The sequence below is a fragment of the Frigoribacterium sp. CFBP 8754 genome, assembly GCF_014841815.1.
Taxonomy (GTDB): domain Bacteria; phylum Actinomycetota; class Actinomycetes; order Actinomycetales; family Microbacteriaceae; genus Frigoribacterium; species Frigoribacterium endophyticum.
Genome location: NZ_JACYUO010000010.1, coordinates 1 through 24,924 on the forward strand (window position 1 = coordinate 1; position 24,924 = coordinate 24,924).

The 24,924-nt window shown below is 75.6% G+C and carries 21 protein-coding genes and 1 pseudogene; 11 read left to right on the forward strand and 11 right to left on the reverse strand.

The window, feature by feature from the left end:
• From IFT72_RS15210 to IFT72_RS15225, 4 genes and pseudogenes are all read left to right on the forward strand, one after another.
• Window positions 1-403: pseudogene (locus tag IFT72_RS15210) on the forward strand (hypothetical protein); the annotation flags it as partial.
• A gap of 225 nt (window positions 404-628) precedes the next feature.
• Complete coding sequence (locus IFT72_RS15215) at window positions 629-2,752, forward strand: serine hydrolase (RefSeq protein ID WP_192046973.1); 2,124 nt, start codon at window positions 629-631, stop codon at window positions 2,750-2,752.
• 92 nt (window positions 2,753-2,844) lie between these two features.
• Window positions 2,845-4,257 carry a sensor histidine kinase gene (locus tag IFT72_RS15220; protein WP_371741320.1) on the forward strand — a complete coding sequence of 471 codons (1,413 nt, stop codon included), beginning with the start codon at window positions 2,845-2,847 and terminating at the stop codon, window positions 4,255-4,257.
• Entirely contained in the window at window positions 4,254-5,033 is a 780-nt protein-coding gene (locus IFT72_RS15225; protein WP_192046975.1) for a response regulator, read from the forward strand. Before IFT72_RS15220 ends, IFT72_RS15225 begins: the two co-directional genes overlap by 4 nt.
• A 217-nt stretch (window positions 5,034-5,250) precedes the next feature.
• Here IFT72_RS15225 and IFT72_RS15230 read toward each other — a convergent pair whose 3' ends face one another.
• Genes IFT72_RS15230 through IFT72_RS15240 form a run of 3 tightly spaced genes read right to left on the reverse strand, consistent with a single transcriptional unit; the run spans window position 5,251 to window position 8,139 of the window.
• On the reverse strand, window positions 5,251-5,916 hold the full coding sequence (locus tag IFT72_RS15230) for a methionine ABC transporter permease (RefSeq protein ID WP_056051911.1): 666 nt from the start codon (window positions 5,914-5,916) through the stop codon (window positions 5,251-5,253).
• Window positions 5,909-7,075 carry a methionine ABC transporter ATP-binding protein gene (locus tag IFT72_RS15235; RefSeq protein ID WP_371741321.1) on the reverse strand — a complete coding sequence of 389 codons (1,167 nt, stop codon included), beginning with the start codon at window positions 7,073-7,075 and terminating at the stop codon, window positions 5,909-5,911. The genes IFT72_RS15230 and IFT72_RS15235 overlap by 8 nt, the downstream gene beginning before the upstream one ends.
• A complete protein-coding gene (locus tag IFT72_RS15240) occupies window positions 7,072-8,139 on the reverse strand; it encodes a MetQ/NlpA family ABC transporter substrate-binding protein (RefSeq protein ID WP_192046976.1) in 1,068 nt (355 codons plus the stop codon). The genes IFT72_RS15235 and IFT72_RS15240 overlap by 4 nt, the downstream gene beginning before the upstream one ends.
• A 203-nt stretch (window positions 8,140-8,342) precedes the next feature.
• Between IFT72_RS15240 and IFT72_RS15245 the strand changes: the two genes are divergently transcribed.
• A complete protein-coding gene (locus IFT72_RS15245) occupies window positions 8,343-9,668 on the forward strand; it encodes an acyl-CoA dehydrogenase family protein (RefSeq protein WP_192046977.1) in 1,326 nt (441 codons plus the stop codon).
• Window positions 9,669-9,755: 87 nt separating this feature from the next.
• Here the strand turns inward: IFT72_RS15245 and IFT72_RS15250 are convergent, their stop codons facing one another.
• Window positions 9,756-10,823 carry a magnesium and cobalt transport protein CorA gene (locus tag IFT72_RS15250; protein WP_056051908.1) on the reverse strand — a complete coding sequence of 356 codons (1,068 nt, stop codon included), beginning with the start codon at window positions 10,821-10,823 and terminating at the stop codon, window positions 9,756-9,758.
• Between the two features lie 925 nt (window positions 10,824-11,748).
• Here IFT72_RS15250 and IFT72_RS15255 point away from each other — a divergent pair.
• Window positions 11,749-12,111 (forward strand): hypothetical protein, encoded by a 363-nt coding sequence (locus IFT72_RS15255; RefSeq protein WP_192046978.1) that lies wholly within the window; start codon window positions 11,749-11,751, stop codon window positions 12,109-12,111.
• 100 nt (window positions 12,112-12,211) lie between these two features.
• Here IFT72_RS15255 and IFT72_RS15260 read toward each other — a convergent pair whose 3' ends face one another.
• The 5 genes from IFT72_RS15260 to IFT72_RS15280 form a co-directional block, all read right to left on the reverse strand.
• A complete protein-coding gene (locus tag IFT72_RS15260; RefSeq protein WP_192046979.1) occupies window positions 12,212-13,024 on the reverse strand; it encodes an alpha/beta hydrolase fold domain-containing protein in 813 nt (270 codons plus the stop codon).
• 62 nt (window positions 13,025-13,086) lie between these two features.
• Window positions 13,087-13,407: an SHOCT domain-containing protein gene (locus IFT72_RS15265; protein WP_192046980.1), complete on the reverse strand. Its 321-nt coding sequence runs from the start codon at window positions 13,405-13,407 to the stop codon at window positions 13,087-13,089.
• A 236-nt stretch (window positions 13,408-13,643) separates the two neighbouring features.
• Window positions 13,644-15,140, reverse strand: a complete 1,497-nt coding sequence (locus tag IFT72_RS16785) for a LamG domain-containing protein (protein ID WP_056051895.1) — start codon at window positions 15,138-15,140, stop codon at window positions 13,644-13,646.
• Window positions 15,137-16,024, reverse strand: coding sequence for a S26 family signal peptidase (locus IFT72_RS15275; RefSeq protein WP_192046981.1), 888 nt, complete (start codon window positions 16,022-16,024; stop codon window positions 15,137-15,139). The genes IFT72_RS16785 and IFT72_RS15275 overlap by 4 nt, the downstream gene beginning before the upstream one ends.
• Window positions 16,006-16,674, reverse strand: a complete 669-nt coding sequence (locus IFT72_RS15280; RefSeq protein WP_167261762.1) for a hypothetical protein — start codon at window positions 16,672-16,674, stop codon at window positions 16,006-16,008. Before IFT72_RS15280 ends, IFT72_RS15275 begins: the two co-directional genes overlap by 19 nt.
• A gap of 360 nt (window positions 16,675-17,034) precedes the next feature.
• Between IFT72_RS15280 and IFT72_RS15285 the strand changes: the two genes are divergently transcribed.
• The gene (locus tag IFT72_RS15285; RefSeq protein ID WP_192046982.1) at window positions 17,035-17,970 is read left to right on the forward strand and encodes a cation-transporting ATPase; all 936 of its coding nucleotides are present in this window, start codon (window positions 17,035-17,037) and stop codon (window positions 17,968-17,970) included.
• Between the two features lie 329 nt (window positions 17,971-18,299).
• Window positions 18,300-18,590 carry a hypothetical protein gene (locus tag IFT72_RS15290; protein WP_192046983.1) on the forward strand — a complete coding sequence of 97 codons (291 nt, stop codon included), beginning with the start codon at window positions 18,300-18,302 and terminating at the stop codon, window positions 18,588-18,590.
• Window positions 18,591-18,798: 208 nt separating this feature from the next.
• On the opposite strand, the gene IFT72_RS15295 is transcribed toward IFT72_RS15290, so the two are convergent.
• A complete protein-coding gene (locus IFT72_RS15295) occupies window positions 18,799-19,992 on the reverse strand; it encodes an ROK family protein (RefSeq protein ID WP_192046984.1) in 1,194 nt (397 codons plus the stop codon).
• 157 nt (window positions 19,993-20,149) lie between these two features.
• On the opposite strand from IFT72_RS15295, the gene IFT72_RS15300 reads away from it, so the two are divergent.
• Window positions 20,150-22,501: an alpha-galactosidase gene (locus IFT72_RS15300; protein WP_192046985.1), complete on the forward strand. Its 2,352-nt coding sequence runs from the start codon at window positions 20,150-20,152 to the stop codon at window positions 22,499-22,501.
• Between the two features lie 111 nt (window positions 22,502-22,612).
• Here IFT72_RS15300 and IFT72_RS15305 read toward each other — a convergent pair whose 3' ends face one another.
• Window positions 22,613-23,458 carry a DUF805 domain-containing protein gene (locus tag IFT72_RS15305; protein WP_192046986.1) on the reverse strand — a complete coding sequence of 282 codons (846 nt, stop codon included), beginning with the start codon at window positions 23,456-23,458 and terminating at the stop codon, window positions 22,613-22,615.
• A gap of 89 nt (window positions 23,459-23,547) precedes the next feature.
• On the opposite strand from IFT72_RS15305, the gene IFT72_RS15310 reads away from it, so the two are divergent.
• On the forward strand, window positions 23,548-24,264 hold the full coding sequence (locus IFT72_RS15310; RefSeq protein WP_192046987.1) for a B3/4 domain-containing protein: 717 nt from the start codon (window positions 23,548-23,550) through the stop codon (window positions 24,262-24,264).
• A 1-nt stretch (window position 24,265) separates the two neighbouring features.
• Window positions 24,266-24,916: a hypothetical protein gene (locus IFT72_RS15315; RefSeq protein WP_192046988.1), complete on the forward strand. Its 651-nt coding sequence runs from the start codon at window positions 24,266-24,268 to the stop codon at window positions 24,914-24,916.
• Window positions 24,917-24,924: the final 8 nt, after the last annotated feature.

Consider the following 24,924-nt stretch of genomic DNA (forward strand, 5'->3'; position numbering starts at 1 on the left):
CTTCCCGATCACGGGCGGCAACGTCGACTACTACGACCCCGCCAGCGACGTCCGTCCCTACGTCCAGGGCGAGATCGACCACGACGGCTCCGGCCTGTCGCTGACCGCCGCCGACGGCACCGTCGTCGAGCTCACCGACTTCCGGATCGACCCGGGCGAGTCGAAGCTCTACGGCACCGTCACCGCCAACGGCACCGTCGCCGCCGAGGACGCCTACCTCTTCAACCTCTACGGCGGCTCGCTGAAGCCCCTCCAGACCGAGGGCGACAACGCCATCCTCGAGGGCACCACGGTGCACGTCAGCCCCGACGCGGCCGCGCTGCTGAACCAGACCTTCAAGACCGACGCCGTCCAGGACGAGATGCTCGTCGGCGTCGCGAAGATCACCGTCGCCACCAAGTAGCACTCTCCCGCTGCTCGGTGACGACCGCGCCGGTGCTGCATCCCTCGACGTAGGGCCGGCATCCCGGTGGGACCCCCTCTTGCTCGTGAGCAGGAGGGGGTCTTCCGCGTGCCCGGGGTGCACCGACGGTGCGCCGGGTCGGCCCTGCACCTGCGTCGGAGGTCGTAGGCGAGGTCACGACCTGCGCACCCTGTGGCGGCGCGCTCCGGGCGCGAGCGTGGAGTCATGACATCGACACACGCCGAGAGCGGGGCCCCGAGGGGCCGCCGCGACCGCCGACTCCTGCCCCGCCTCGCCGCCGCCGCGGCCGTCGTCGCTCTCGCCCTGCCGCTCGCGGCCTGCACGGGCACCGCCTCCGCCGAGCCCGCTCCCCCCGCCCCGCCGCAGCACCAGCCCGGCGGGCACGCCCTCACCGCCTCCGACGTCGACTCCTGGCTCGACGGGGCCCTGGGCTCCGCGCTGCAGACGACGGGCATCCCCGGCGCCTCCGTCAGCGTCGTGGCCGACGGCCAGCTGCTGACCGCCCGCGGCTACGGGCTGGCCGACACGGGCACCGAGGGCGACCCGGCCCGGCCCGTCGACCCCGACGACACGCTCTTCCGCGTCGGCTCCGTCTCGAAGGTCGTCTCCGCGACGGCCGTGATGCGGCTCGTCGAGGACGGCCGGCTCGACCTCGACGCCGACGTGCAGCAGTACCTCGACTTCGACCTCGACACCCCGAAGGGCGCCGTGACGCTGCGCCACCTGCTGACCCACACCTCGGGCTTCGAGGAGGTCATCGCCGGCCTGATCGGCACGCCCGGCAGCGAGGTGTCGCTGCGCGACGCCGTGTCGGCCGCCCCGCCCGAGCAGGTCTTCGCCCCGGGCACGACGCCCGCGTACTCGAACTACGGCGCCTCGCTCGCGGGCTACGTCGCCGAGCGCGTCAGCGGCGAGCCGTTCGCCGAGCTCGTGCAGGAGGAGGTGTTCGGGCCCGTCGGCATGACGTCGTCGTCGTTCGAGCAGCCGCTGCCCGCCGACCTCGACGCCCGCCTCGCGAAGGGCTACCCCGACGACTCGCAGCCGTCGTGGCCGACCGAGGTCGTGAACGCCGCACCGGCGGGGGCGATGACGTCGAGCGCCACCGACATGGCCCGGTTCATGCTCGCCCACCTCGGCGACCTGCCCGCCGACCAGTCGCTGCTCACGGCCGACACGCTCGCTGAGATGCACCGCCCCGCGCTCGACGCCGACGACCTCGGCACCCTCGCCGAGGGCCAGCGCATGGACCTCGCCTTCTTCGACGACAGCACGCCCGGCCTGCCCGCCTTCGGCCACGACGGCGACACGCAGGTCTTCCACACCGCGATGCGGATGTTCCCCGAGCAGGACGCCGGCATCTTCGTCACCCTGAACGGCAACGGACGCGACCCGATGGACTCGAGCGAGCTGCGCACCACCCTGCTCGAGGGCTTCGCCGACCGCTACCTGCGCGACGACGAGGGAGCCAGTGCAGGAGGCACGGGCGCGGCCGCCGAGGCCGGCCCCGACGCCGAGACGGTCGCGGACACCTCCCCCGGCTCCGCGTCGTCCGGCGACGCGAGCGCCGCGGCCGCCCTCGCAGGCACGTACATCTCCTCCCGATCGCCCTTCAGCAACCCCGGCGCCCTGCTCGCGCTCAGCGGCCAGACCACGGTCGTGCCGCGCAGCGACGGCACCGTCGCGGTCACCCCGAAGCCGCTCGGGACGACCACCGGCGTGTACGAGCAGGTGGGCGCGAACGCCTGGCGCGAGGTCGGCGGCGACGCCGTGCTCGCGACGCGCACCGACGGCGACGACGACGCGACCGTGTCGGCGATCTCGTGGGGCGCCTCCTTCACCCTGCTGCGAGCACCCGTCTGGGGCACCGCCTCGCTGGTGCTGCCGACGGTGGCCCTGTCGGTCGTCGTGCTGCTCGTCTCGCTGGTCGCCTGGCCGGCGGTCGCCGTCGCCGGCGCCGGGCGCCGCCGCCGCGGAGAGCTGCCGGCCACGGCTCCTGCCGACGCCGCAGCCCGTGGGGGTCGTCGCACCCTGCTGCTCTCGCGCCTCGGCCAGCTCGCGACCGTGGTCGCCCTCGTCGGCTGGGCCCTGGTCGCCGTGCAGGCGCTGTCGTTCGTCGACGTGCCCGCGGTGTCGCTGCGCGTGCTCCAGGTGCTGCAGGTGGTCGGCGTGCTCGCCGTCGTGCCGGCGGTGCTGGCGACCTGGCAGGCCGTCCGCGACCGTCGCGGCGCCCTCGTGGTGACGGGTCGCGTGCTGGTCGTGCTGGCCCTGGTCGCCCTGGCCTGGTTCGCGCTGGCGTACCGGCTCATCTCGCCGAGCGTGAGCTACTGATGACCCCCTCACAGGGCGACGCGCCCCTCGACCGCCCGCACACGGCGGCCCCGGCCGCCCCGGCGACCGGCGGCACCTGGCAAGCTCCTACCGTGACCACCGCCACCGCCTCCCCCCGCCCCTCGGCGCTCCGCCGGGCCCTGGCCCGGGTGGGCGTGCGGAGCGACCTGGGCCGCGACGTCGTGCTCGCGGCCGCCTGGGCCCTGGTCGCCCTCGCCTTCCTCGCCGGGCTGCAGGCGGCCGGCGAGCTGCTCGGCGCCGACCGGGGCGGCGTCGTGCCGCCCGCCCAGGTCGGGCTGGTCGTGGGGCTCGCCCTCGCTCAGCACGTGCCCCTGGCGCTCCGCCGCGTGCGGCCGGTCCCGGCCCTCCTCGCCGTCATGGTGCTGCAGGCCGCGCTGCTCGCCGTCCTGCCGTCCGGCATCGCGCTGTGGACGGCGGCGCCGGTCGTGCTCGCCTACACGGTCGGCTCGCTGCGGCCCACGCGGGTCGTCGTCGGCGCCGGGGTCGCCGCGGTCGCCGTCGCGGCGGTCGGGGCGGTCGTCGGTGCGACGGGCGTCGCGAAGCGGGCGCTCGGAGCGGTCGCCCTGCCCTCGCTCGACCTCCTCGACCCGGCCGCCGAGGCGCTGGCCCTCATCACGAGCGCCGTGCTGATCGTCGGGGTCAGCGCCGCCGTCGGCTCGTGGGTCGCCCTGCGCCGCCGGCACGAGCACGACGTCCGGGCCCGCGCCGCCGAGACGGTCGAGCACCAGGCGACCCTGACCCGGGCCGCGGTCGCCGCGGAGCGCACCCGCATGGCCCGCGAGCTGCACGACGTCGCGGCCCACCACCTCACCGGGCTCGTCGTGCAGGCGGGCGCCGCTGAGCGGCTCGTCGACGGCGACCCCGAGCGCGCGAAGGAGTCGCTGCGCAGCGTCCGCTCCCAGGGCCGCGAGACGCTCGACGCGCTGCGCTCGATCGTGGGCATCCTCCGCGAGACCGGCGACGACGCCGACGGCAGCGTGCCGGTGCCGGGGCTCGGCGACGTGGGCTCCCTCGTCGACTCGGCCCGCGCCTCCGGCACCGTGGTCGAGGTGCGGGCCGACGGGTCACTGCCGACGCTGCCCCCGCTGGCCGACGTCACCGCCTACCGCACGGTGCAGGAGGCGCTGGTCAACGCCCGCAGGCACGCTCCCGGAGCACCCGTGGCCGTCGACCTCCTGGCCGAGCCGCGCCGCCTCGTCGTGGTGGTCGAGAACGCGATGCCCGCGACGGCCGGCCGCACGGCCCCGGGCTACGGGCTGGTCGGGATGCGCGAGCGGGCCGCGCTCGTCGGCGGACGCCTCGAGGCGGGGCCGACGGCGGCGGGCTCGTGGAGGGTGCGGCTGGAGCTGCCGGTCGAGGCCGACGTGGCGACTGCTGCGCGCGGGGCGGCTGGGGCGCCCGGGGCGCCTGCCGGGCCTGCGGGGGTCGGCGCGTCGGGCACCGCGATCGGCGGCACGACGGCCGGCGACGGGAGCGGCGCGTGATCCGCGTCGTGCTGGTCGACGACCAGTCCATCGTGCGGGCGGGGTTCCGGGTGGTGCTCGAGACCGCCGGGGGCATCGAGGTCGTGGGCGAGGCCGCGGGCGGCCGCGAGGCGGTGACGCTCCTGCAGCACACGCGGGCCGACGTCGTCGTGATGGACGTGCGCATGCCGGGCGGCGACGGGATCGAGGCGACGCGGGCGATCACCGCCGGTGCGGCGGGTGCGGCGGGCTCAGGTGTGGCGGTCGCCGGTGCTGCGGGTGCGGCGGGCTCAGGTGTGGCGGTCGCCGGTGCCGGCGCGACGGGCGCCGTCGGCGGCGGTGGGGCCGGCTCGACGAGCGCCGGTGCCGGCGGCGGGCCCGCCGTGCTGGTGGCGACGACCTTCGACCTCGACGAGTACGTCTTCGGGGCGCTCGAGGCGGGGGCACGCGGCTTCGTGCTCAAGGACGCCGAGCCCGAGGAGTTCGTCGCCGCCGTGCGCGCGCTCGCCTCCGGCCGGGCCGCGATCGACGGTGCGACCACCCGTCGCGTGATCGAGGAGTTCACGCGGCGCCGGGCCGCCACCCTCGCGGGCCCGCCCGTCGACGTGCTGACGCCCCGCGAGCAGAGCATCGTGCGGCTGCTCGGCGAGGGGCTCTCCAACGACGAGATCGGCGAGCGCCTGGTGATCGAGACGAGCACCGTCAAGTCGCACCTCACCCGCGTGATGACGAAGCTCGACGCCCGCGACCGGCTGCAGACCGTGATCTGGGCCTACCGCTCGGGCCTGCTGCCCTAGTCGCGGCTGCCGCGGCCGCGGCCGCGCCCTCCGTCATCGAGGTGACTCGTCCTGGGCCCCCCACGCCGTCGAGACCTCAGGACGAGTCACCTCGATCACCGCGTCCCCTGAGTTGCCACTTTGAGGGCCTCCAGGCGCTCATGAGCCCCCCAAAATGGCAACTCACCAGGAGGACGTGCACGCGCGCACGGCGTGCCCGCGGCGCGGCCCGCACCCGTCACGCGTGCAGCACCCTCCGCGCCACCCGGTTCCCGAGCAGCTGCGCCGCCTGCACCAGCACGATGATCAGCACGATGACCGTGACCATCACCACGGTGTCGAAGCGCTGGTAGCCGTAGGTGATGGCGAGGTTGCCCAGCCCGCCGCCGCCCACGAGGCCCGCGACCGCGGTCGCGTCGACCAGGGCGACGAAGATGTAGGTGAGCCCGAGGGTCAACGGGCCGAGCGCCTCCGGCACCACGATCGTGCCGAGCACCCGCAGCGGCGACGCACCCATCGCCGCGCCGGCCTCGACGGCGCCGCGGTCGACGGCGACGAGGTTGGTCTCGGCGATCCGCGCGATCGAGAACGTCGCCACGATCGTCAGCGCGAAGATCGCGGCGCCGGTGCCGATGCTGGTGCCGATCACCGCCCTCGTCAGCGGCGAGATCGCCACGATCAGGATGATGAACGGGATGGGCCGCACCACGTTGATCACCGCGTTCAGCGCCGTCGACACCGCCGCGTTCTCGAGCAGCGCTCCGCGCCGCGTCGAGTAGAGCACGAGGCCGAGCAGCAGCCCGAAGAGCGTCGCGAGCACGAACGACACCGTCACCATCTGGAGCGTCTGCAGCAGCGCCGCACCGATCTTCGGCCAGAGCACCGCGGGGTCGAGGTCACGCACGGGCCCCCACCTCCTCCACCGTCGTCGTGCGGCGCAGGTCGCGGAGCGCCGCCTCCACCCGGTCGTCGTCGCCGAGCAGCTCGACGGTCAGGTCGCCGAACAGCCGCGACTGCAGCTCGCTCACCCCGCCGTAGACCACGTTGACGTCGACGCCGTGCTCGCGGGCGACCCGCGACAGGAAGGGGTCGTTCGAGTCGCGGTCGACGACGTGCAGGTGCACGAGCCGGCCCGTGTGCACCTGGCGGATGCGCGTCAGCGTGGCCGCGGACGCCCGGTGGTGCAGCACCGACGAGACGAACCGCGACGTCGTCGGGTGCCGCGGCGACGCGAAGACGTCGTAGACCGAGCCGGTCTCGACGACCTCGCCGTCCTGCATCACCGCGACCCGGTCGGCGATCGAGCGGATCACGTCCATCTCGTGCGTCACGAGCAGGATGGTCACGCCGTACTCGTCGTTCGCGCGGCGGAGCAGGTCGAGCACCTCGCCGGTCGTCTGCGGGTCGAGGGCGCTCGTCGCCTCGTCGCTGATCAGCACGTCGGGCTTCGTCGCGAGCGCCCGGGCGATGCCGACCCGCTGCTTCTGCCCGCCCGAGAGCTGCGACGGGTGGTCGAGCGCCTTGTGGCCGAGGCCGACGAAGTCGAGCAGCTCCTCGACGCGGTCGACGGTGGCGTCGCGCGAGAGCCCGGCGAGCCGGAGCGGGTACGCCACGTTGCCGTAGACCGTGCGCGACTGGAGCAGGTTGAACTGCTGGAAGACGATGCCGATGCGCTGCCGCGCCCGGTGCAGCTGCCGCCCCCGCAGCGCCGAGATCTCGCGCCCGTCGACGTGCACCGAGCCCGCCGTGGGCCGCTCCAGGGCGTTGACCGTCCGCAGCAGCGTCGACTTGCCGGCCCCCGACCAGCCGACGATGCCGAAGACGTCGCCGCGCTCGACCGACAGGCTCACGTCGCGCAGCGCGTCGACCCGGCGGCCCTGCACCTCGTACGACTTCGACACCCCGCGGAACTCCACGATCGCGTCGCCCGCCCCGGTCACCGAGGAGTCGCGGGTCGGCTCGGTCGCCGCGCCCGGCCCCCCGAGGGCGAGGCCCGCCTCCCCGAGGTCCGCGCCCGCCCCGCCGACGGCCACGGCCGCCGCGGTGCCCCCCGCCGCGCTCACGACGCCTGCTCGCGGGCCGCCGCCTCGAGCTCGGCGAGCGTCGCCCGGAGGTCGTCGGCCGACACGTCGACCAGCACCACGGCCCCGAACGAGTCGCGCTCGAGCGCCTCGGCGACGCGCGGGTCGGCGTAGGCGTCCTCGAGCACGTCCCACGCGGGGTCGTCGACGTCGTCGGCCCGGGTGACGACCGCGTTGACGTAGGGTCGCGAGCCGTCGCTCAGCGCGTCGTCGAGGTAGAGCGCGTCGTCGGCGTCGATCTCCTGCGAGGGGTCGAAGTACGACGTGCCGACGACGACCGCGTCGATGCTCGGGTCGTCGAACTGGGTCGGGATGGTCGTCGCGCCGATGGGCACGAACTGCAGGCCGAGGTCGTTCTCCGTGACGTCGTCGACGGTCGGGAAGATCCCGGCCCCGTCGTCGACCTCGATCAGGCCGGCCGCCTCGAGGATCCCGAGGGCCCGTCCGCTGTTCGCCGCGTCGTCGGGGATCGCCACGTGGTCGCCCTGCTCGAGCTCGTCGAGCGACGACTTCGTCGCCGAGAAGACGCCCCACTGGCTGATCGACGTCGAGAACACGGGCGTCAGGTCGGTGTCGTTCGCCGTGTTGTACGCGCTGAGGAAGGCCGTGTGCTGGAACGCGTTCGCGTCGACCTCGCCCGCGACGAGCGCCGAGTTGGGCAGCGTCCAGTCGTCGAAGTTGACCCACTCCACGTCGAGGCCGTCCTCCGCCGCGACCGTCGCCACCGCGTCCTGCAGCTCGCTCTCGCCGCTGCCCGCGATGCGGACGCTGAGCCGCTCGACGTCGCCGTCCGCCGCGTCGGCCGGGTCGGTGCCGCCCCCGACGGCGGTGCCGACGAGCACTCCCCCGCCGACGAGCGCCGCGACGCCGGCGACGCCGAGCACGGTGAAGAGCGCTCGGCGCCGCTTCCGGCGCGCCTCGTCGAGGCCGGCGCGGAGGCCGCCCGCGGGCCGGTCGGCCCTCTCGGCGCCGGGTGCCGGGTCGTGCCCCTCGGCCCCGTCGGTGCGGCCGGCCTGGTCGTCGTGGTGGTCGTGCTGCTCGCTCATGGTGTCTCCCCTGGGTGTCGTCGTGGTGATCGTGGTGGTGCTGGTGGGGAGCGACTGTGCCAGCCGGGAGGCCGTCGGTGAAGCGTCCGTGTCGACGCGTGACGGAGAGTGACGGTGCGTGACGGGACGTGTCGCCGCGTGACGCCGGGGGTGGTCGAGCAGCCGTCCGTCTGCGAGGAATGGAGCTCGACCGAGAGGACCTCATGAGCCACGACACGCAGACCACCGACCGGACGACGGGCGAGCAGGGCAGCCCCGAGGAGGCGCGGGTCGACGCCCGCGAGGAGGCGCGGGTCGACGCCCGCGTCGAGGCCGCGTTCGCCCCGGTGCTGGAGCGCATCGCGGCCGGCGCCGTCGCCCGGGAGCGCGAGCGCCGCCTCCCCGTGGCCGAGGTCGACGAGCTGCGACGGGCCGGCTTCGGTGCGCTGCGGGTGCCGGTCTCGCACGGCGGGTGGGGAGCGTCGCTGGAACAGGAGTACCGCCTCCTCGTCCGGCTCGGGGAGGCCGACTCGAACCTGCCGCAGCTGCTCCGCGGGCACGTGGCCTTCGTCGAGACGCAGCGGGCGCAGCCCGACGGGCCGCTGCGCGACGAGTGGCTGCACCGGCTGGCCGCGGGCGACGTCCTCGTCGGCAACGCGCAGGCCGAGCGCGGCGCGGCGACCGAGGTGACGACGCGGCTCGAGCAGCGCGGCGACGACCTCGTGCTCACCGGTCGCAAGTACTACAGCACCGGCACGATCTACTCCGACTGGATCTGGGTCGGGGCGGTGCGGGTCGGGGGCGACCGCGACGGCGAGCGGGTCGCGCTGAGCGTCCGCGCCGACGCCCCCGGGGTCACCCGCGTCGACGACTGGGCCGGCTTCGGCCAGCGGCTCACCGGCAGCGGCACGACGGTCTTCGACGACGTCGTGGTCGACCCGCGCCAGGTCATCCCGTGGGGCGAGAACGCCGAGCGCCGCCCGCTCGCGCACGCGCAGTCGCTCTACCAGCTCGTGCTGCTCGCGGCGCTGAGCGGCACCGCGCGGGCGGTCGTCCGCGACGCGGTGGCGTTCGTGCGGCCCCGCACGCGCACCTTCGGCGTCGGCGGCACGTCGTCGCCCCGCGAGGACCCGCTCGTGCAGCGCGTCGTCGGGCGGCTGTCGAGCATCGCGTCGTCGGTCGAGGCGATCACGCTCGCCGCGGTGCGGCACGTCGACGCCGCCGACCGCGCGGGCGCCGCCGACGACGGCCACGGCTCCCGCTGGGAGGAGGCGCTCGTGCGGGTCTTCGAGGCGCAGCAGGTCGTGCTGCCGCTGGTGCTCGAGGCGGCGACCTCCCTCTTCGAGGTGGGAGGCGCCTCCGCGGTCGACACGGAGCTCGCGCTCGACCGCCACTGGCGGAACGCGCGGACGATCGCGTCGCACAACCCGGCGATCCTCCGCGAGCGCGCCGTCGGCGACTACCGCCTCAACGGCGTGCCGCCCGCGACGCCCGGCGCGCCCGCGCCCGCGCCCGCCGGCGCGCCAGCGCCCGCGCCGTCGTCGAGGTGACGCGCCCTGGGCCTCCGCCGGCCCCGACGCCCCAGGACGAGGCATCTCGACGGGGCACGGCTCCCTGCGGGGGCCGGCCCGCGACTCCTACAGCCAGTGCTTCTTCTTGAAGACGAGCCAGAGGGCGACGCCGAGCAGCAGCATGAGCCCGAGCGCGAACGGGTAGCCGAAGCGCCAGTGCAGCTCGGGGATCACGTCGAAGTTCATGCCGTAGATCGACGCGACGAGGGTCGGTGCGAAGAGGATCGCCGCCCACGACGAGATCTTCTTGACCTCCTCGCCCTGCTCCATCGAGGCGCGGGCGAGGCGGCGGCTCTCCTCGCCCTGGGCGAGGCTGGCGCTGGTCATGCGGCGCATCGCGTCGTTCTGCTCCTGGGTGACGAGCGTCGAGTGCAGGGTCAGGGCGTTCTCGAGCAGCACGCGGAAGGTGTCGGCGCGCTCGGTGATGCGGATGGTGTGGTCGAGCACGTTGCGCAGCTGCGCCTGCACCTCGTCGTCGGTGCCGTACTTGGCGGCGCCGCGCAGCAGCGAGTCGACCATCTCGGGCAGGGGCCCGATGGCGCGCTGGAAGCCGATCACCTCCGAGAGCAGCTGGTAGATGCGCTTCGACGACTCGGGGTCGACCTGGCCGTCGAAGAGGTCGTCCTCGATCTCGTCGATGTCGTCCTGCAGGCCCGCGACGACGGGGGCGTAGCCGTCGACCAGTTCGTCGAGCACGCGGCTGAGCACGGCCTCGGACCCCTTGGCGAGGAACTCCGGGTCGGCCTCGAGGCGCTTGCGCACCTGGCCGAGGTCGGGGCGCTCGGCGTGCCGCACGGTGAGCACGAAGCGCGGCCCCGCGAAGAGGTGCACCTCGCCGAACTCGACCGCCTCGCGCTCGTCGTCGTACCAGGCGGAGCGCAGCACGATGAAGAGCGTCTCGCCGTAGCGCTCGAGCTTGGGGCGCTGGTGGCCCTTGCGGGCGTCCTCGACGCTGAGCGGGTGCAGGTCGAACTCGGCCGCCACCGAGTCGAGCTCGGCGGGGCTGGGGCGGAAGAGGCCGATCCAGGCGAGGCCGCCCGCGGTGTCGTCGAGGGCGGCGTAGGTCTCGCGGAGGTCGGCGGGCGTCCGCGTGCGGGTGCCGCCGACGTAGATGCCGTTGTCGATGAGTGCCATGGGCGGGTCTCCTGTCGGTGCAGGAGGCAGGGGAGCGAGCGACGGGGGCCGGTGCGGGCGCGCGGGGGCGCGCAGGCTGCGTGGGCGCGGGCGGGCTGCGCCGGCGCGGCGGCCGGGGCGGCCGGGGAGCCTCGGCCGCCGGGGCGGGCCGAGCCGGGTGCCGACCCGCGGAGCGGGCCGAGCCGGTCAGATCCGGAACGCTCCGCCGACGAGGCGAGGGCGTCCCTGACGATCATGATCACCGGTCATGTCGCGAGTCACCTGCCTCTCGGTCGTGCGTTCGTGGTCGGGCGTGCGGGGTGGTGCGTGGTGCGTGGTGCGTGGTGCGTGGTGCGTGGTGCGGGGTGCGTGCGGGTCGGGCCCGTGCGCCGGGCCCGTGGCATGAGCGTCCCGAGGCGGGCGCGCCCTCGCGGGCCTCCCGCAGCATAGTGCGCGGGGGTGTCGGGGCGGGAGCCTCCTCACGGCATCCCTACGCAGTCGCACCGGCCCGCCCCGCGCCTCCCCCGGTCCGTCTCCTCGCCGGTCCGTCTCCTCCCCCGCTCCGTCTCTTCCCCCGCTCATCGACGCCCGTCCGCGTGCCCCCCTCTCAAATTTGAGAGAGATCGGCCCGACACCGACGACGACAGGCGGGAGGCGCGGGCCGACGACCCGGATCACTCGCGTTCTGCCCCCCGCGCCCCCGACCTCCTCCCCCGACGGCCCCGCCCCTGCCTCGCGCTGCACGGCCGTTCTCTCGAATTTGAGAGCGATCGGCCCGCCACCGACGCAGACAGGCGGGAGGCGCGGGTCGACGGGCGAGATCACTCGCGTCTTCCGGTGACCGCGCTGGTGTCGGCCCCTGCCCGGCGTCGGCGCCCGCGCCCGCCCCGCGCCCCGCGCCCCGGCGCCCGGCGCCCGGCGCCCCGCGCCCGCTACGCTCGCCTCCGTGACCGCCCCCGCCGCCTCGCTCACCTGGGCCGACCTGCCGACCGCCACGCGCGTCGAGGTCGTCCGCCTCGCGGGCCGGGGCGAGGCGCACCCCGACCCGGCCGTGCGCCGCGCCGCGCACGAGTGGGCGACGATGCCGAGCTGGTCGTCGCGGGCGAACCGGCTGCCGGGGTGGACGCTTCCCGCCGCCGCCGCGGTGCTCGGCGTGCTGCTCGTCGTCGTCGGCCTCGCCGTCGACGCCCCCTGGCCGATGATCGTCGTGCTGGTCGCGGCCGCCGTCGTCGCCCTCGTGCTCGGCCTGCTCGGAGCGAACGCCCGGTCGTCGGCCGCCGCCGTGCGCGCCGTCGCCGACCGACCCTGAGCTGACCGCCCCGACGCCGGTCGCGAGAGCCCACACCCGCACCCGCACACGACCCCCGGGCCCCGCACCCGACCCCCGGACCAGCCGACCCCCGCACCCCTCACCCCCGAAGGCACCACCCCGCGACGAGCTCCACCGCCGCCCCGAACTCCGCCAGCCGCGGCCGGTCGAGGAAGGCGTGCCGGGTGCCCGGCAGCACGTGCCGCTCGAGCTCCGCGCCCGACGCCGCCAGCTCGCGCGCGAACGCGTCGCCCGAGGCCCGCATCGAGTCCGCCTCGGCGTCGACCATGAGCGTGCGCGGGAACCCGGCGAGGTCCTGCCCGCCGGCGAAGGCGTGCCGCTCGGCGAGCGCCGCGGCGGTGCCGGCGTAGTTCCGGTTCATTAGGTCGAGCCCCCAGCGGGAGTGCGACAGCCTCCGGTGCCCCCGCACCGACCGCTGCAGTGCCCGGTCGACCGGCAGCACGGGGTGGAAGAAGCCGTAGCCGAGCACGACCCCGCGCGGCGCCGCCCCCTCGTCGATCGCCCGCAGGGTGGCGGCCGCGGCGAGGCACGCCCCCGCGCTCGCCCCGCCGATCAGCGCGCCGCCGGGCGTGGCCTCCGCGACGCTCCGCCAGACCGCCGACACGTCGTCGACCGGCCCCGGGAACCGCGAGCGCCCACGCCCGGCCCGCCCGACCCGCCCCACGAGCGGCCACGGCGTCAGCCGGTAGTCGACCGTGACCACGCCGACCCCGCGGCGTGCCAGGGCGGACGCGACCTCGTGCGCCTCCGGCTGGTCGAGCCCGCCCCGGAAGAACCCTCCGCCGTGGGCCCAGACGAGCACGGGGGCCGACCGCGCCTCCTCGGGTCCGTCCCCGGCGGGCACCGCCGCCGCGTACCGCCGCACCGGCACCCCGGCGACGACGTCGTCCACCGGCTCGGGGCCTGAGGGAGTCGCGGGCCCGGCCCCCGGAGCACGCCCCGCCCCCAGCCCGCTCACCCGCGCAGGACGGACGCCCGCGCCGACTCCCGCTCGGCGTCGGTGATGACCCCGCGGCCGTGCAGGTCGTCGATCTCGGCGAGGCGCACCTCGACCGACTTCTCGGGCTGCAGCACCGTCGAGTCGCGGAGCTTCGCGGCGAGCTCAGCGTCGAAGGTCAACGGGTTGATGCCCCGACGCCGGGCCGACACGACCTTGACCACGATGAGCACCACCATCGCGACGACGATGACGCCGATGACGAAGCCGGCGAGCGTGACGCCGGTGTCGAAGGCGCCGGGGCTGGAGCCGGGGAGGACTGCGAGCACGGGTGGCATCGCCTCAGTCTCGCAGGCCCCGACCGACCGGTCCACGCCCCGGTCCGCCCCGGCCCGGCCCGGGGCCCTCCGAGTGGTCACGAACTGCTCCTCCCGGCGCCCGGGAGGAGCAGTTCGTGACCACTCGAGCCCGGCCGCCCTGCGTCCCCCGGCCGCCCCGCGTCCCCCGGCCGCCCCGCGTCCCCCGGCCGCCCCGCGTCCCCCGGCCGCTCCGCGCCCCGGCCGACCCGCGCCTCCTACCGCCCCGCCTCCCAGTGCTGCCGCACCTGCTCCTCGGTCAGCACCACCGAGTAGACGGCCGCGTAGCGCAGCCCTCCGACGAAGTAGGGCGAGTCGGGGGTCACGGGCCACCCCGAGGGGATCGTGCCGGCCCCGACGCGCCAGTACCCGTCGTAGTTCATCGCCGACTGCACCGTCGCGTCGTACGCGACGCGACGCCCGTCGAGGTACATCGTCATGCCGCCCTTCGGCGTGTACGTCACGGCGACGTGGTGCCAGGCCCCGTCGGTGACGGACGTCGTGGTGCGGATCGTCTGCACGTTGCGCGGCCGCTGCCCGTAGATCAGGCGCCCCTCGGCGCTCACGTAGAGCAGACGGTCGGCCTGCGTCGAGGTGCCCGTGGCGGAGTCGCCGAACCCGATGACGACGCCCTGCGGCCTGGTGGTGCGGAACCAGGTCTCCATGCTGAAGGTCTGCGGGTCGGACTGCTTCGTCGGGTACGTGACGTAGCTCGTGCTGCCGTCGGGGTCGTAGGCGGCCCCGGGGTCGCGGGGGCAGCTCGGCAGGGGAGGGCGGGCGAGGGTGCCCTGCGAGCCGACGTAGGCGCCGGTCGCGCCGTGCCCGGAGACGTCGGTGGCTCGCTGCGTCGGCTGCACCACGAAGGCGTCGAGCTGCAGGCCGGTGGTGTCGCTCGTCGCGTAGGCCGAGCCGCCGGGGGTGCCCACCGCGAGGCCGGCTCGGCCCGTCTCGGTGATGCTGGTGTCGGTGACGGCGATCACCTGCGCGCCGCCGACGAGCACGCGGATCGTCGACCCCACCAGGTCGAGCGAGAACCGCGTCGTGCTGCCGTCGGCGAGCGTCGCGGGCGACGTCCCGAGCAGGGTCTGGCCGCCGTCGACGACGGACCACAGCGCCCAGCGCTTGTCGGCCTGCTCGTAGCGGGCCGTGTAGTAGGTGCCGGTCGTGCTGGTCGCGGAGCCCGTGTTGAGGCGGCCCACCAGCCCCACGGCGTCGGCGGCGACGGTGCTGCGCACGAACACGTCGGCGCTCACCGTGTAGTTCGGGCTGCTCGAGGCGGGCTCCGAGCGGTACAGGACGAACGAGGTGCTGCCCGACTTCCGCACGCGGCCCGCACCCGTGAACACGACCTCCGTGCTCCCGCTCGAGTTGTGGCGCAGCCAGGTGCCGCCCGTGTCGCCGGTGTGGCCGGAGAGCGGTGCCCCGGCCGTGTCCGAGAAGGTGTCGCGCACGAGCTGGGCGATCGCCTTCTCGTCGAGCGGCCACTGGAAGACGGCGCCGTCGCGCTGCGGGGCCCACGCGTCGGGGCACCGGAAGTAGGTGGCCGTCTGCAGGCGGTCCCCCGTGTTGCGGACGGACGCCGTGAAGGCCGCGCTCGTGCCCTCGGTGGAGCCGGTCACGAGGCCGAGGCCCGCGACGAGCGCCACGGCCAGCACGGCGGCGAGGGCACGGAGCCGGGGCGCCGCCGCGCGGCGCGCGAGGTGCCGCCCGCTCACGCCGGCTCCGCCCGGCGGCGGCCGCGCTCGGCCCGGGGCTCCCCCGCGGGCAGGCCCAGCGTGAGCACCGCGATCAGCGGCGAGGCGCAGATCAGCGCGATGACGACCCAGCCCACGACGGGCAGGTGCAGCGACGTCGTGAGGTCGACGGCGGAGGCGCCCGCGGGCACCGGCACCTGGCCGACGGCCCCGCTGACGAGGTCGGCGTGGCCGCCGCCCTCGGCCGCGACCCGCACGGGCACGAGCCCGGTCGAGACGACGTGGGCGACGCCCCGGCCCGCGGCGTCGACCGTGGTCGAGAGCAGCACGGCCCCGACGAACGGGCGCAGCACCGACACGACGCCGAGCACCACGGCGCAGCCCGCGACGAGGCGGAAGGCCGAGCGCGCCGAGTCCGAGCGGAGGCGCGTGCCGACCGCCCAGACCGCCAGCGCCCCGAGGGCGAGCCAGGGCAGCCCGCGCACGAGCCACCCGACGCCGGGCAGCAGGGCGACGGCCCGGCCGACGAGGTCGTCGTCGCCGAGCAGCCACGGGTCGACGGCCCCGGTGGTGTCGCCGCTGGTGCGGACGCCGTCGGCGCCTGTCGACGCGACCCGGTGGGTGTACACCTCGCCCGGCACGGTCGGCGGGCGGAAGGTCACGACGTCGCCGACGCGCAGGTCGGCGGAGGGGCCGGAGGCGCGGGTCGGCTCGGTGAGCACCAGCGTCCCCACCGGCGCCGCCTCCCCCATCGACGAGGAGGTCACGACGAACCAGCGCCCTCCCCCGTGGTGGAACGCCCCCGCCGCGACGGCCAGGGCGACCGCGCCGACGACCGCCACGGCGAGCAGGAGCGCGCCGAGCCGACGCGCGAGGGGCGCCGACGTCAGGCCGTGAAGGTCCACGTCAGCGGCATCGAGGCCGTCAGCGACTGGTAGCTGTTGTCGGCCGTCGAGTCGAGCGAGACGACGAAGGTGAAGGGCACGGCCGTCTGGCCGCTCGGCGCGGTGAGGGTGATCGGGCCGCCGCTGGCGAGGCCCGCCGCCGTCCCGGAGAAGACCGAGGCGCCTCCCGCGGTCGTGACGGAGACGCGGATCTTGCTGCACAGGTCGGTGGCCGACCCCGTCGTGGCGGAGCCGGCCGTCGCGGTCTGCGTGCAGGTGCCGGGCGAGAGCGTGAAGGTGCGGACGGCGGCCGTGCCCGTGGCCTGGATGCTGACCTGCGTGGTCGCGGCGGGGCCGCCGGGGGTCATGGCGGTGTCGCCGCCGAACTTGTTGATGGTCGAGCAGGTCGCCGCCGACGAGCCGGCGCCGCCGTCGGTGCTGCTGCAGGTGGTGCCGCTCGTCGTGCCGGGCACGGACGACGACACCAGCGCCTCCTTCATGGCCAGCGAGGCCGTGCCGACGGTGTTCTTGTCGTTCGCGATGCTGGCCGTGAACGACGAGAGCGTGCCCGTCATCGTGAGGCTGAGCACGATCGAGCCGATGACGCCGGCCGCGAGGGCGAGCGGGGTGGTGCGGACGCGCCGACGGCGCAGGGAGACGTGGGAGGACATGGTGGAGTGCCTTCGGGGTCGTTCTGCGCGTGTCGGGGTCGCGGCCGCCTCGGGAGCAGGGCCGCGGCGGCGGGTCGCCGCGCGCAGTGACCTGGACGCTAAACGAAGCCCCGACGCCGCGTCACGGCCGTCGTGCCCCCAGTTCGAGGCGTGATCGTGCGTCGGGGCGGCGTGCCACGCCGTTCCGTCTGCGCCCCGGTCTGATCCACCGACGACGCCGACGGTCATCGTCCACAGAACGCGGCAGGATGCGCGGTGGCGGAGGCGGAGGGGGCTCCGGCACGAGCGGACCGTCCGGTTCGGATGACTCCCGCAGCTTCTCCGGGGGGTCTGCACATCGGGGGCCGCCACGCTGTGGCCATGCCCGACTTCAAGCGCCTCCTGGGCGCCGCCGCGAAAGCGCTCGGCGACTCGTCGTCCTCATCCTCCTCTTCTTCGTCGTCCGCCGGCGGCCGCGGCGGCTCGCGCCCCGGCTCCGGCACGGACTGGCGCGACCTCGTCCGCACCGCCGCCGACAAGCTCACGGGTGACGAGCGCCAGCAGGGTGCAGGAGGCGCGGGCCAGGCCCCGGGGCGCGCCCCCGGTCAGCAGCCCCGTCAGTCCGCCCCGTCGGCGGGGGCCTCCGCCTCGCAGGTCCGGGCCTCCGAGGCCGACCGCGTCGCCCTCGGCAAGTACGACTACCTCCTGCGCACGGCCGAACCGGAGCAGCTCGAGCAGGTGCACCGCGACGCGTTCGCGCGGCTCACCCCCGAGCAGCGCGAGCTCGTGCAGGCTCGCCTCGGCGAGGAGCTGCCCGCCCACGAGCAGCCCCGCAGCGGCGGCACCGACGACCTCGCCCGCGCGGCGACGCGGGGCGAAACGGCGCACCCCGGCCTGATGCAGCGTGTGTTCGGCGGCGGCGCCGGGGCAGGGGCCGCCACCGGCGCCAGCACTTCGGGCGCGGGCTCCCGCACGGGCTCGGGCGCCGGGACGTTCGCGGCGGGCGCGGCGGCCGGGGTCGGCGTCGCCGCGCTCGGCGGCCTCGCCCTGACGGTCGCGGCGGGTGCCGCGGTCAGCAGCGTGGCCGCGCCGCTCCTCTCCGGTGCGCTGGCGGACGGCGTCGACTTCGGCGGCCTGGCCGAGAACTTCGGGCTCGAGGGCATCGCCGGGCTCGGCGAGGGCCTCGGCGGCCTCACGGAGGGCGTCGACGGCCTCGCGCAGGCCGGCGAGGAGGGCCTCACCGGCCTCGGCGAGCAGGTCGGCGGTCTCGGCGAGGGCTTCCAGATCCCCGGCCTGGGCGACCTCTTCGACCGCTGACGCGCCTCCCCCTGCCCATCCAGGTGCCTCGATCTGGCCCCTCGGCCCCCGCAGAGCCCCAGCTCGAGGCACCTCGTCGTGCTCGGCTCACCCCAGCGCCGCGCCCGCGCACCTCAGTTGCCGTTTTGAGGGGCTAAGCAGCCCGCTCCACCCCCCAATTCGGCAACTGACCGCGGCGCAATGGCACATCTGACATGTTGACAAAGGAGGGGGCGGCGGCCACTCTGGGCCGTGAGCGCCTGCAGCAGGTGCGTCCGTTCGGGGCTCGCCCCGAACCGCTCCTCGATCGGTGACGTCGCGGAGCGGCCCGACGACCAGGAGCAACCCTGATGACATTCCCCATCACCCGGCTCCGGCTCCGTCGCCTCGCCCTCGTGAGCCTCGCCCTGAGCCTGGTGCTGTTCGTCGGCCCGGCGCTGCTCCCCTACCCCGCGGGCACGCTCACCACGGACCTTCGCTGGGCCGTCCTCCTGAACGACTTGAGCCGACACGTCAGCGCGTGGCTCGGCACCTTCTCCGCCGTTCTCGTCGCGGCGCTCCTGGTCACGAGCCGCCGCGCAGACACCGGCCCGGACGAGGGCTCCTCGATCCCCGGCCTGGGCGACCTCTTCGACCGCTGACGCACCTCCCCCTGCCCATCCAGGTGCCTCGACCTGGCCCCTCGGCACCCGCCGAGCCCCAGATCGGGGCACCTAGTCGCCCCCGCCCCCACACCAACGCTGCGCCCGCGCACCTCAGTTGCCGAATTGAGGGGCTAAGCAGCCCGCTGGACCCCTCAATTCGGCAACTGACCGCGAGGGCCGAGGCGCCCGGCCCGGCCCAAGCGACTCACGCCCCCAGCGACCCGATGCGCGCCTGCACCGCCACCGCCGCCGCCCCGCGTGCCCACGCCCCGAAGTCCGCGGCGCCGGTCAGCACCCGCACCTCCGACGCGTCCGGGTCGCGGTCTGCGGCGATGCCCGCGCGCAGCTCCGTCGCGGCGACGGGCACGTCGACGAGGCCGACGCCCTCGCCGGACAGCACCACGGTGCCGACCATCGTGAGGTTCGCGACGGCCGCGACCATCCGGCCGAGCGAACGGCCGGCCGTGCCGACGACCTGCACGGCGACCGGGTCGCCCGAGGCGGCGAGCGCCAGCAGCTCGTCGTAGGCGACGCGGCGACCGAGGCCCATCACGGCCGAGGCGCACATGCTCGTCGTCGACAGCATCGCCGTCGAGCAGCCGCGGTGCCCGTCGACGCAGATCGGCCCGGTCGGGTCGAGGGGGACGTGCCCGCCGAGGCCGAGCCCCGTGTCGGGCGTGACGACCTGCCGCCCGTGGACCACCAGGCCGTAGCCGACGCCGGCGCCGACCGTCACCACGGCGAAGTCGTCGACGCCGCGACCGAGGCCGAACCAGCGCTCCGCCTCGGTCAGCGCCACGACGTCGTTCTCGACGACGACCGGCACCCCGAGCCGCTCCGCGAGCATCCCGCCCAGGTCGACCTCCCGCCACGCGAGGAACGTCGCCCGCAGCACCGTCCTCTGCCCGGTCACCTTGCCGCCGATGCTCACCCCGACTCCCGCGAGGCCCTCGACGCCCGCGACGCCGACGCCGACGCCGCTGCCGCTGCCGCTGCCGCTCGAGCCCGCCGTGAGCGCCTGCACCACCGCGACCAGCGCCTCCACCACCTCCTCCGGCGACCGACCCGCCAGGTCGGCGACGTGCTCGCCGAGCGCCCTCGCGCGGAGGTCGGTCAGCACGCCGAACGCCTGGTCGCCGGTCAGCTTGACGCCGACGAAGCGCTGCAGGTCGGCCTGCACGTCGAGCGGCCTCGCCGGCCTGCCGACCGCCCCGGCGAGCTCGACGGCGCCCTCGACGAACAGCCCGCTGTCGAGGAAGGGCCTGCTCAGCCGCGTCAGGCTCGCGGGCGACAGCCCCAGCCGACGCCCGAGCTCCGCTCGCGCGATCGGCCCGTGGATGAGCACCTCGCGCACGAGCTCGCGACCGGACTCGCTCAGTGCGGGCTCCGTCGTCGCCATGGGCACTCTCCTGCATCGTCGCGGCCGCGGGCGGACCCACGGAGGCCGCAGAGACGCGGCCCGCCGAGCATATCTTCCGCTGCGGACAGAAAGGAGGCGCGGAGAGGGCCCCGACGCCGACTTGACACCCCTATTCCTTCCGTCATAGAACTAACCCATGCAGCGCCGCACCGATGCCCTCCCGCCCGAGCTCCACCTCCGCCAGGGAGGCACGAGCGTCGTGCTCGACACCTCGGGCGGGGGCCTGCCGAGCATCGTCCACTGGGGCCCCGACCTCGGCGAGCTGAGCGACGCCGCCCTCGCCGGCCTCGTGCTCGCCTCCCGCCCCCAGCGCACCTCGGGCGCGATCGACGAGCCCGCCCGCCTGACGCTCCTGCCCCTCGAGTCCGACGGCTGGCAGGGCACGCCGGGGCTCCTCGGCAGCCGTGCCGGCGCCTCCTTCTCGCCCGCCTTCACCGTCACCGAGCTCGACGTCCGCAAGACCGACTCCGGCGACTCCGGCGACTCCGGCACCGCCGACGCCGCCGACTCCGGCGCCTCCGGCGACTCCAGCGACTCCAGCGACTCCAGCACCGCCACCGCGACCACCGCCGCCCCCGGCATCGCCGGCTCCCCCGGCACCACCGTCTCCGTCACCGCCGACGACCCCGCCGCCGAGCTGCGCCTCGTCGTCACCCTGCGGCTCGACGTGCACGGCCTGCTGCACCAGCGCCTCCGCCTGTCCAACACCGCGGCGGGCTCGACCGGCGACGACGCCCGCGGCCTCGACGCCTCGGCCGCCGCCGCCCTCGACACCGCCGCCACCTACGAGCTGGGCGAGCTCGCCGCCAGCTTCCCCCTGCCGCACACCGCGGGCGAGGTGCTCGACACGACGGGCCGCCACCTCCGCGAGCGCACGCCCCAGCGCCACGCCCTGACGGTCGGCCGGTACGACCGCGAGAGCCGCCGCGGACGCCCCGGCGCCGACGCGACCCTGCTCGTCGCGACCGGCACGCCCGGCTTCGCGTTCGAGCGCGGGCTCGTCCACGCCGCCCACCTCGCCTGGAGCGGCAACCACCGCGTCAGCGTCGAGCGCATCGTCACGGGCGCGACGCACACCCGTCTCGCCGAGCTGCTCGCTCCCGGCGAGGTCCGCCTCGGGCCGGGCGAGAGCTACGAGACGCCGTGGTCGATCGGCTCGTGGGGCGACGGACTGACGCAGCTCTCGTCGCGCTTCCACCGCCTCCTCCGTGCCCGCCCCGGCCACCCCTCGACGCCCCGCCCGGTGACCCTCAACACGTGGGAGGCCGTCTACTTCGACCACGACCTCGCCCGGCTCACCGCCCTGGCCGACGCCGGGGCCCGCGTCGGCATCGAGCGCTTCGTGCTCGACGACGGCTGGTTCCACGGCCGTCGTGACGACACGACGTCGCTCGGCGACTGGTGGGTCGACGAGACGGTGTGGCCCGACGGCCTGGCGCCGCTGATCGAGCACGTCACCGGCCTCGGCATGCAGTTCGGCATCTGGGTCGAGCCCGAGATGGTCAGCCCCGACAGCGAGCTCGCCCGGGCGCACCCCGACTGGGTCCTCGGGCCCGGCGAGGGCCGCCTGCCCGCCGTCGCGCGCCAGCAGCAGGTGCTCGACCTGTCGAACCCCGACGCGTTCGAGCACGTCCTCGGCCAGCTCGACGCCCTGGTCACCGACCACGACGTCGCCTACCTGAAGTGGGACCACAACCGCGACCTGCTGGAGGCGGGGGCCGGCTCGCCCGCACGGCCGGCGGTCCACGAGAACGTCCTGGCCCTCTACCGCCTGCTCGACGCGCTGCGCACGCGCCACCCCGGCCTCGAGATCGAGAGCTGCGCCTCCGGCGGGGCCCGCGTCGACCTCGGCGTCCTCGACCACACCGACCGCATCTGGACGAGCGACTGCATCGACCCCGTCGAGCGCCTCGTGAACCAGAAGCACACCGGCCTGCTCGTGCCGGTCGAGCTGATGGGCGCGCACGTCAGCGGCCCCCGCTCGCACTCGACCGGCCGTCGCCACGACCTGTCGTTCCGCGCCGGCGTCGCCCTGCCCGGCCACTTCGGCGTCGAGTGGGACATCAGCTCGCCCGACGTCGACGACGCGACCCTGGACGAGCTGGCCGCCTGGATCACCGTGCACAAGGCCCACCGCGACCTGCTGCACACCGGGGCCGTCGTGCACGCCGACCTGCCCGACGCGGGCATGGACCTGCGCGGCGTCGTCGCGGCCGACCTCGGCCGCGCGCTCTACACGTTCACCCAGGTCGCCACCAGCGCAAGCTACCCGCCCGGACCGGTCACGCTGCCCGGCCTCGACGACGAGCGCGACTACCGCGTGGCCCTCGCGGCCCCGACGGCCCCGCTCGCCGGGCCCGGCCAGTCGCCGCTCGCCTGGGCCCTCGACGGCGTCGTGCTGAGCGGCCGTGCCCTGCGGCTCGGCGGCGTGCAGGCGCCCGTCCTCTTCCCCGAGCAGCTCGTGCTGATCGAGGCGGTCGCGCTCTAGGGCACCGCCCGGGCCCCGGCGACGCCCCGGGGGCCCGGCGAGGCCTCCGGGGCCACGGCGAGGCCCCCGGGGCGCGCTGCCGTCAGCGCCCCCGGGGGCCTCGGCGACGGGTCAGGCCTGCGGGAGGCGCGGTGCGGCCCCCTGGGGAGCGGGCACGTCGAAGCGCGCCCCGCCCGGCTTCGGCCCGAGCACCGACAGGATGAAGATCACGAAGCCGCCGAGGTACGGCACGAGGTTCAGCAGGATCAGCCACCCGCTCAGGTCGACGTCGTGCAGGCGACGGACGCCGATCGACAGCCACGGGATGATCGTGCCGAACGCGACCAGTGCCAGGACGATGCCGAACGGGTAGAAGCCGGGGCCCGGCTGCGAGGTGCCGTCGACCGCGGTCGTGGCGCCCGCTGCTCCGGCGATGCCGCCGCCGATGCCGAGGACGATGAAGACGACGGTGTTGACCAGCACGGCCCACCAGTACTCGCTGCGGCTCGCCCGCCCCGAGAACGTCGCGTACTTCTGGAAGAAGCGCTTGATCGACTCGACCGGCCCCGCGCCGTACAGGGGCGCCCAGAGCGGAACCGTGCCGTCGGCGGCCAGCGGGACGGGGGTGCCGTAGAGCGGCTGGGGCGGAGCGACCGCGCTGCCGGGCTGCTGGCCGTAGGGCTGCTGGCCGTACTGCTGCTGGCCGTACGGCTGCTGCCCGTACTGCGGCTGCTGCTGGCCGTTCGGCTGCTGCGCGTACGAAGGCTGGCCGGAGGACGGCTGGCCGTACGGCGGCTGCTGCCCGGACGGCGACTGCTCCCCGGACGGGTGCTGCCCCGAGGGCGCCTGCGGGCTCAGCCGCGGCCGGCCCTCCGCGGGCTGCGATCCGTACGGCCAGCGAGGCGCCTCCCCGGGCTGCTGCCCCTGCTCGCCGCCCTGGCCCTGCCCGCCCTGGCCGTTCCGTCCGTCGTCGCTCATGTCGTTCCCCCCTGCTGGCGTCGCACCCTGCGACGTCGCCAGGGTACCGACCCGAGGGAACCTCGTGCGCCCCGTGGCATGCTGTGCCCATGACCGACCGTGACCTCCCCGGCCTGCTCGCCGCCGCCTCCGTCGACCCCGCCGTCTTCGCGCTCCGCCCCGACTACCGCGCCGCGCTCGTGGCCGTCGACGGCATCGTGCCCGGCCCCAGCGACGACGAGAGCGAGGCGCTGCTGCAGGCCGCCGAGCGGTCGGCCGCCGCGGCCCTGGCGGAGGCGCCCGTCGACCAGCTGCCTCACGTCGCCGCCTGGCGCGACGCGTACCGGGCGTTCGGCGCGAAGCCGCAGCGGACGCGCAACAGCGCCGAGGCGCTCATCCGCCGCGCGGAGTCCGGCCTGCCGCGGGTCAACCGCCTCACCGACCTCTACAACGCCGTCTCGGTCTCGCACGCGATCCCGCTCGGCGGCGAGGACCTCTCGCGCTACGTCGGGGCGCCCCGCCTCGTCCGCGCCGTCGGCGACGAGGCGTTCGAGACGAGCGCGGGCGGCGAGCCCGTGACCGAGCACCCCGACGCCGGCGAGGTCGTCTGGTGCGACGACGAGGGCGTCACCTGCCGCCGCTGGAACTGGCGGCAGGGCCCGCGCACCGCGCTCCGCGACGACACCACGTCGGCCCTGTTCGTCCTCGACGCGCTCGACCCGCTCACCGACGACCAGCTGGAGGCGGCGGTCGCCGACCTGGAGCAGCACCTGACCCGGCTCGGCCCCGACGTCCGCACGGCCCGCCGCATCATCCGAGCCGACTGACGTGGCCGACCCCGGCGACACCGCCGCCGCCGACGCCCTGCCCCAGGGCTGGGTGACGCTCGGCGAGCGCCGTTGGTGGACGCCCTGGGCCGGGGTCCAGTGGTTCCTCCTCGTCCTCGTGGCCGTCAACGTCATGCAGATCGCGTGGTTCCTCACCCGGCTGTTCGACGTGTCCTTCACCGGAGGCCTGGCGGCCGCAATCGTCGTGCCGATCGTGGTGGTCGTCGCCACCGTCCTGGTCCGGGCACACCGGTGGCCGGTCGCCGCCGTGTCGCTCCGCTCGGACAGCCTCCGATCGGGTGCCCGGACGGTCTCGCTCGCTGCCGTGGACGCCGCGCAGGTCGGCGTCGTCCGACGGCGCGGCCGCCCGTCGATCGTCACGCTCCGCCTCTCCGCCGGGAAGGCGGCCCGTGCCGAGGTGGTCCTCCGAGACCACCGAGGGCGGGCCCTCGATGACGATCGCCGACTCGTCCTCGTCGAGGCCCTGCACAGGTCCTCCGTCGCCGTCCCCGTGTCGCCGGACGACCCGACGGGCAGGTTCACCCGACTGAACTTCCCCGCGCACCTCGACGGCGACGCCGCGGTCGCGATGGCCCTCGACCCCGGAGCGGCTGACGCCCTCCTCGAGCCTCGCCGCCTGTACCAGCGCTGACGCCCGTC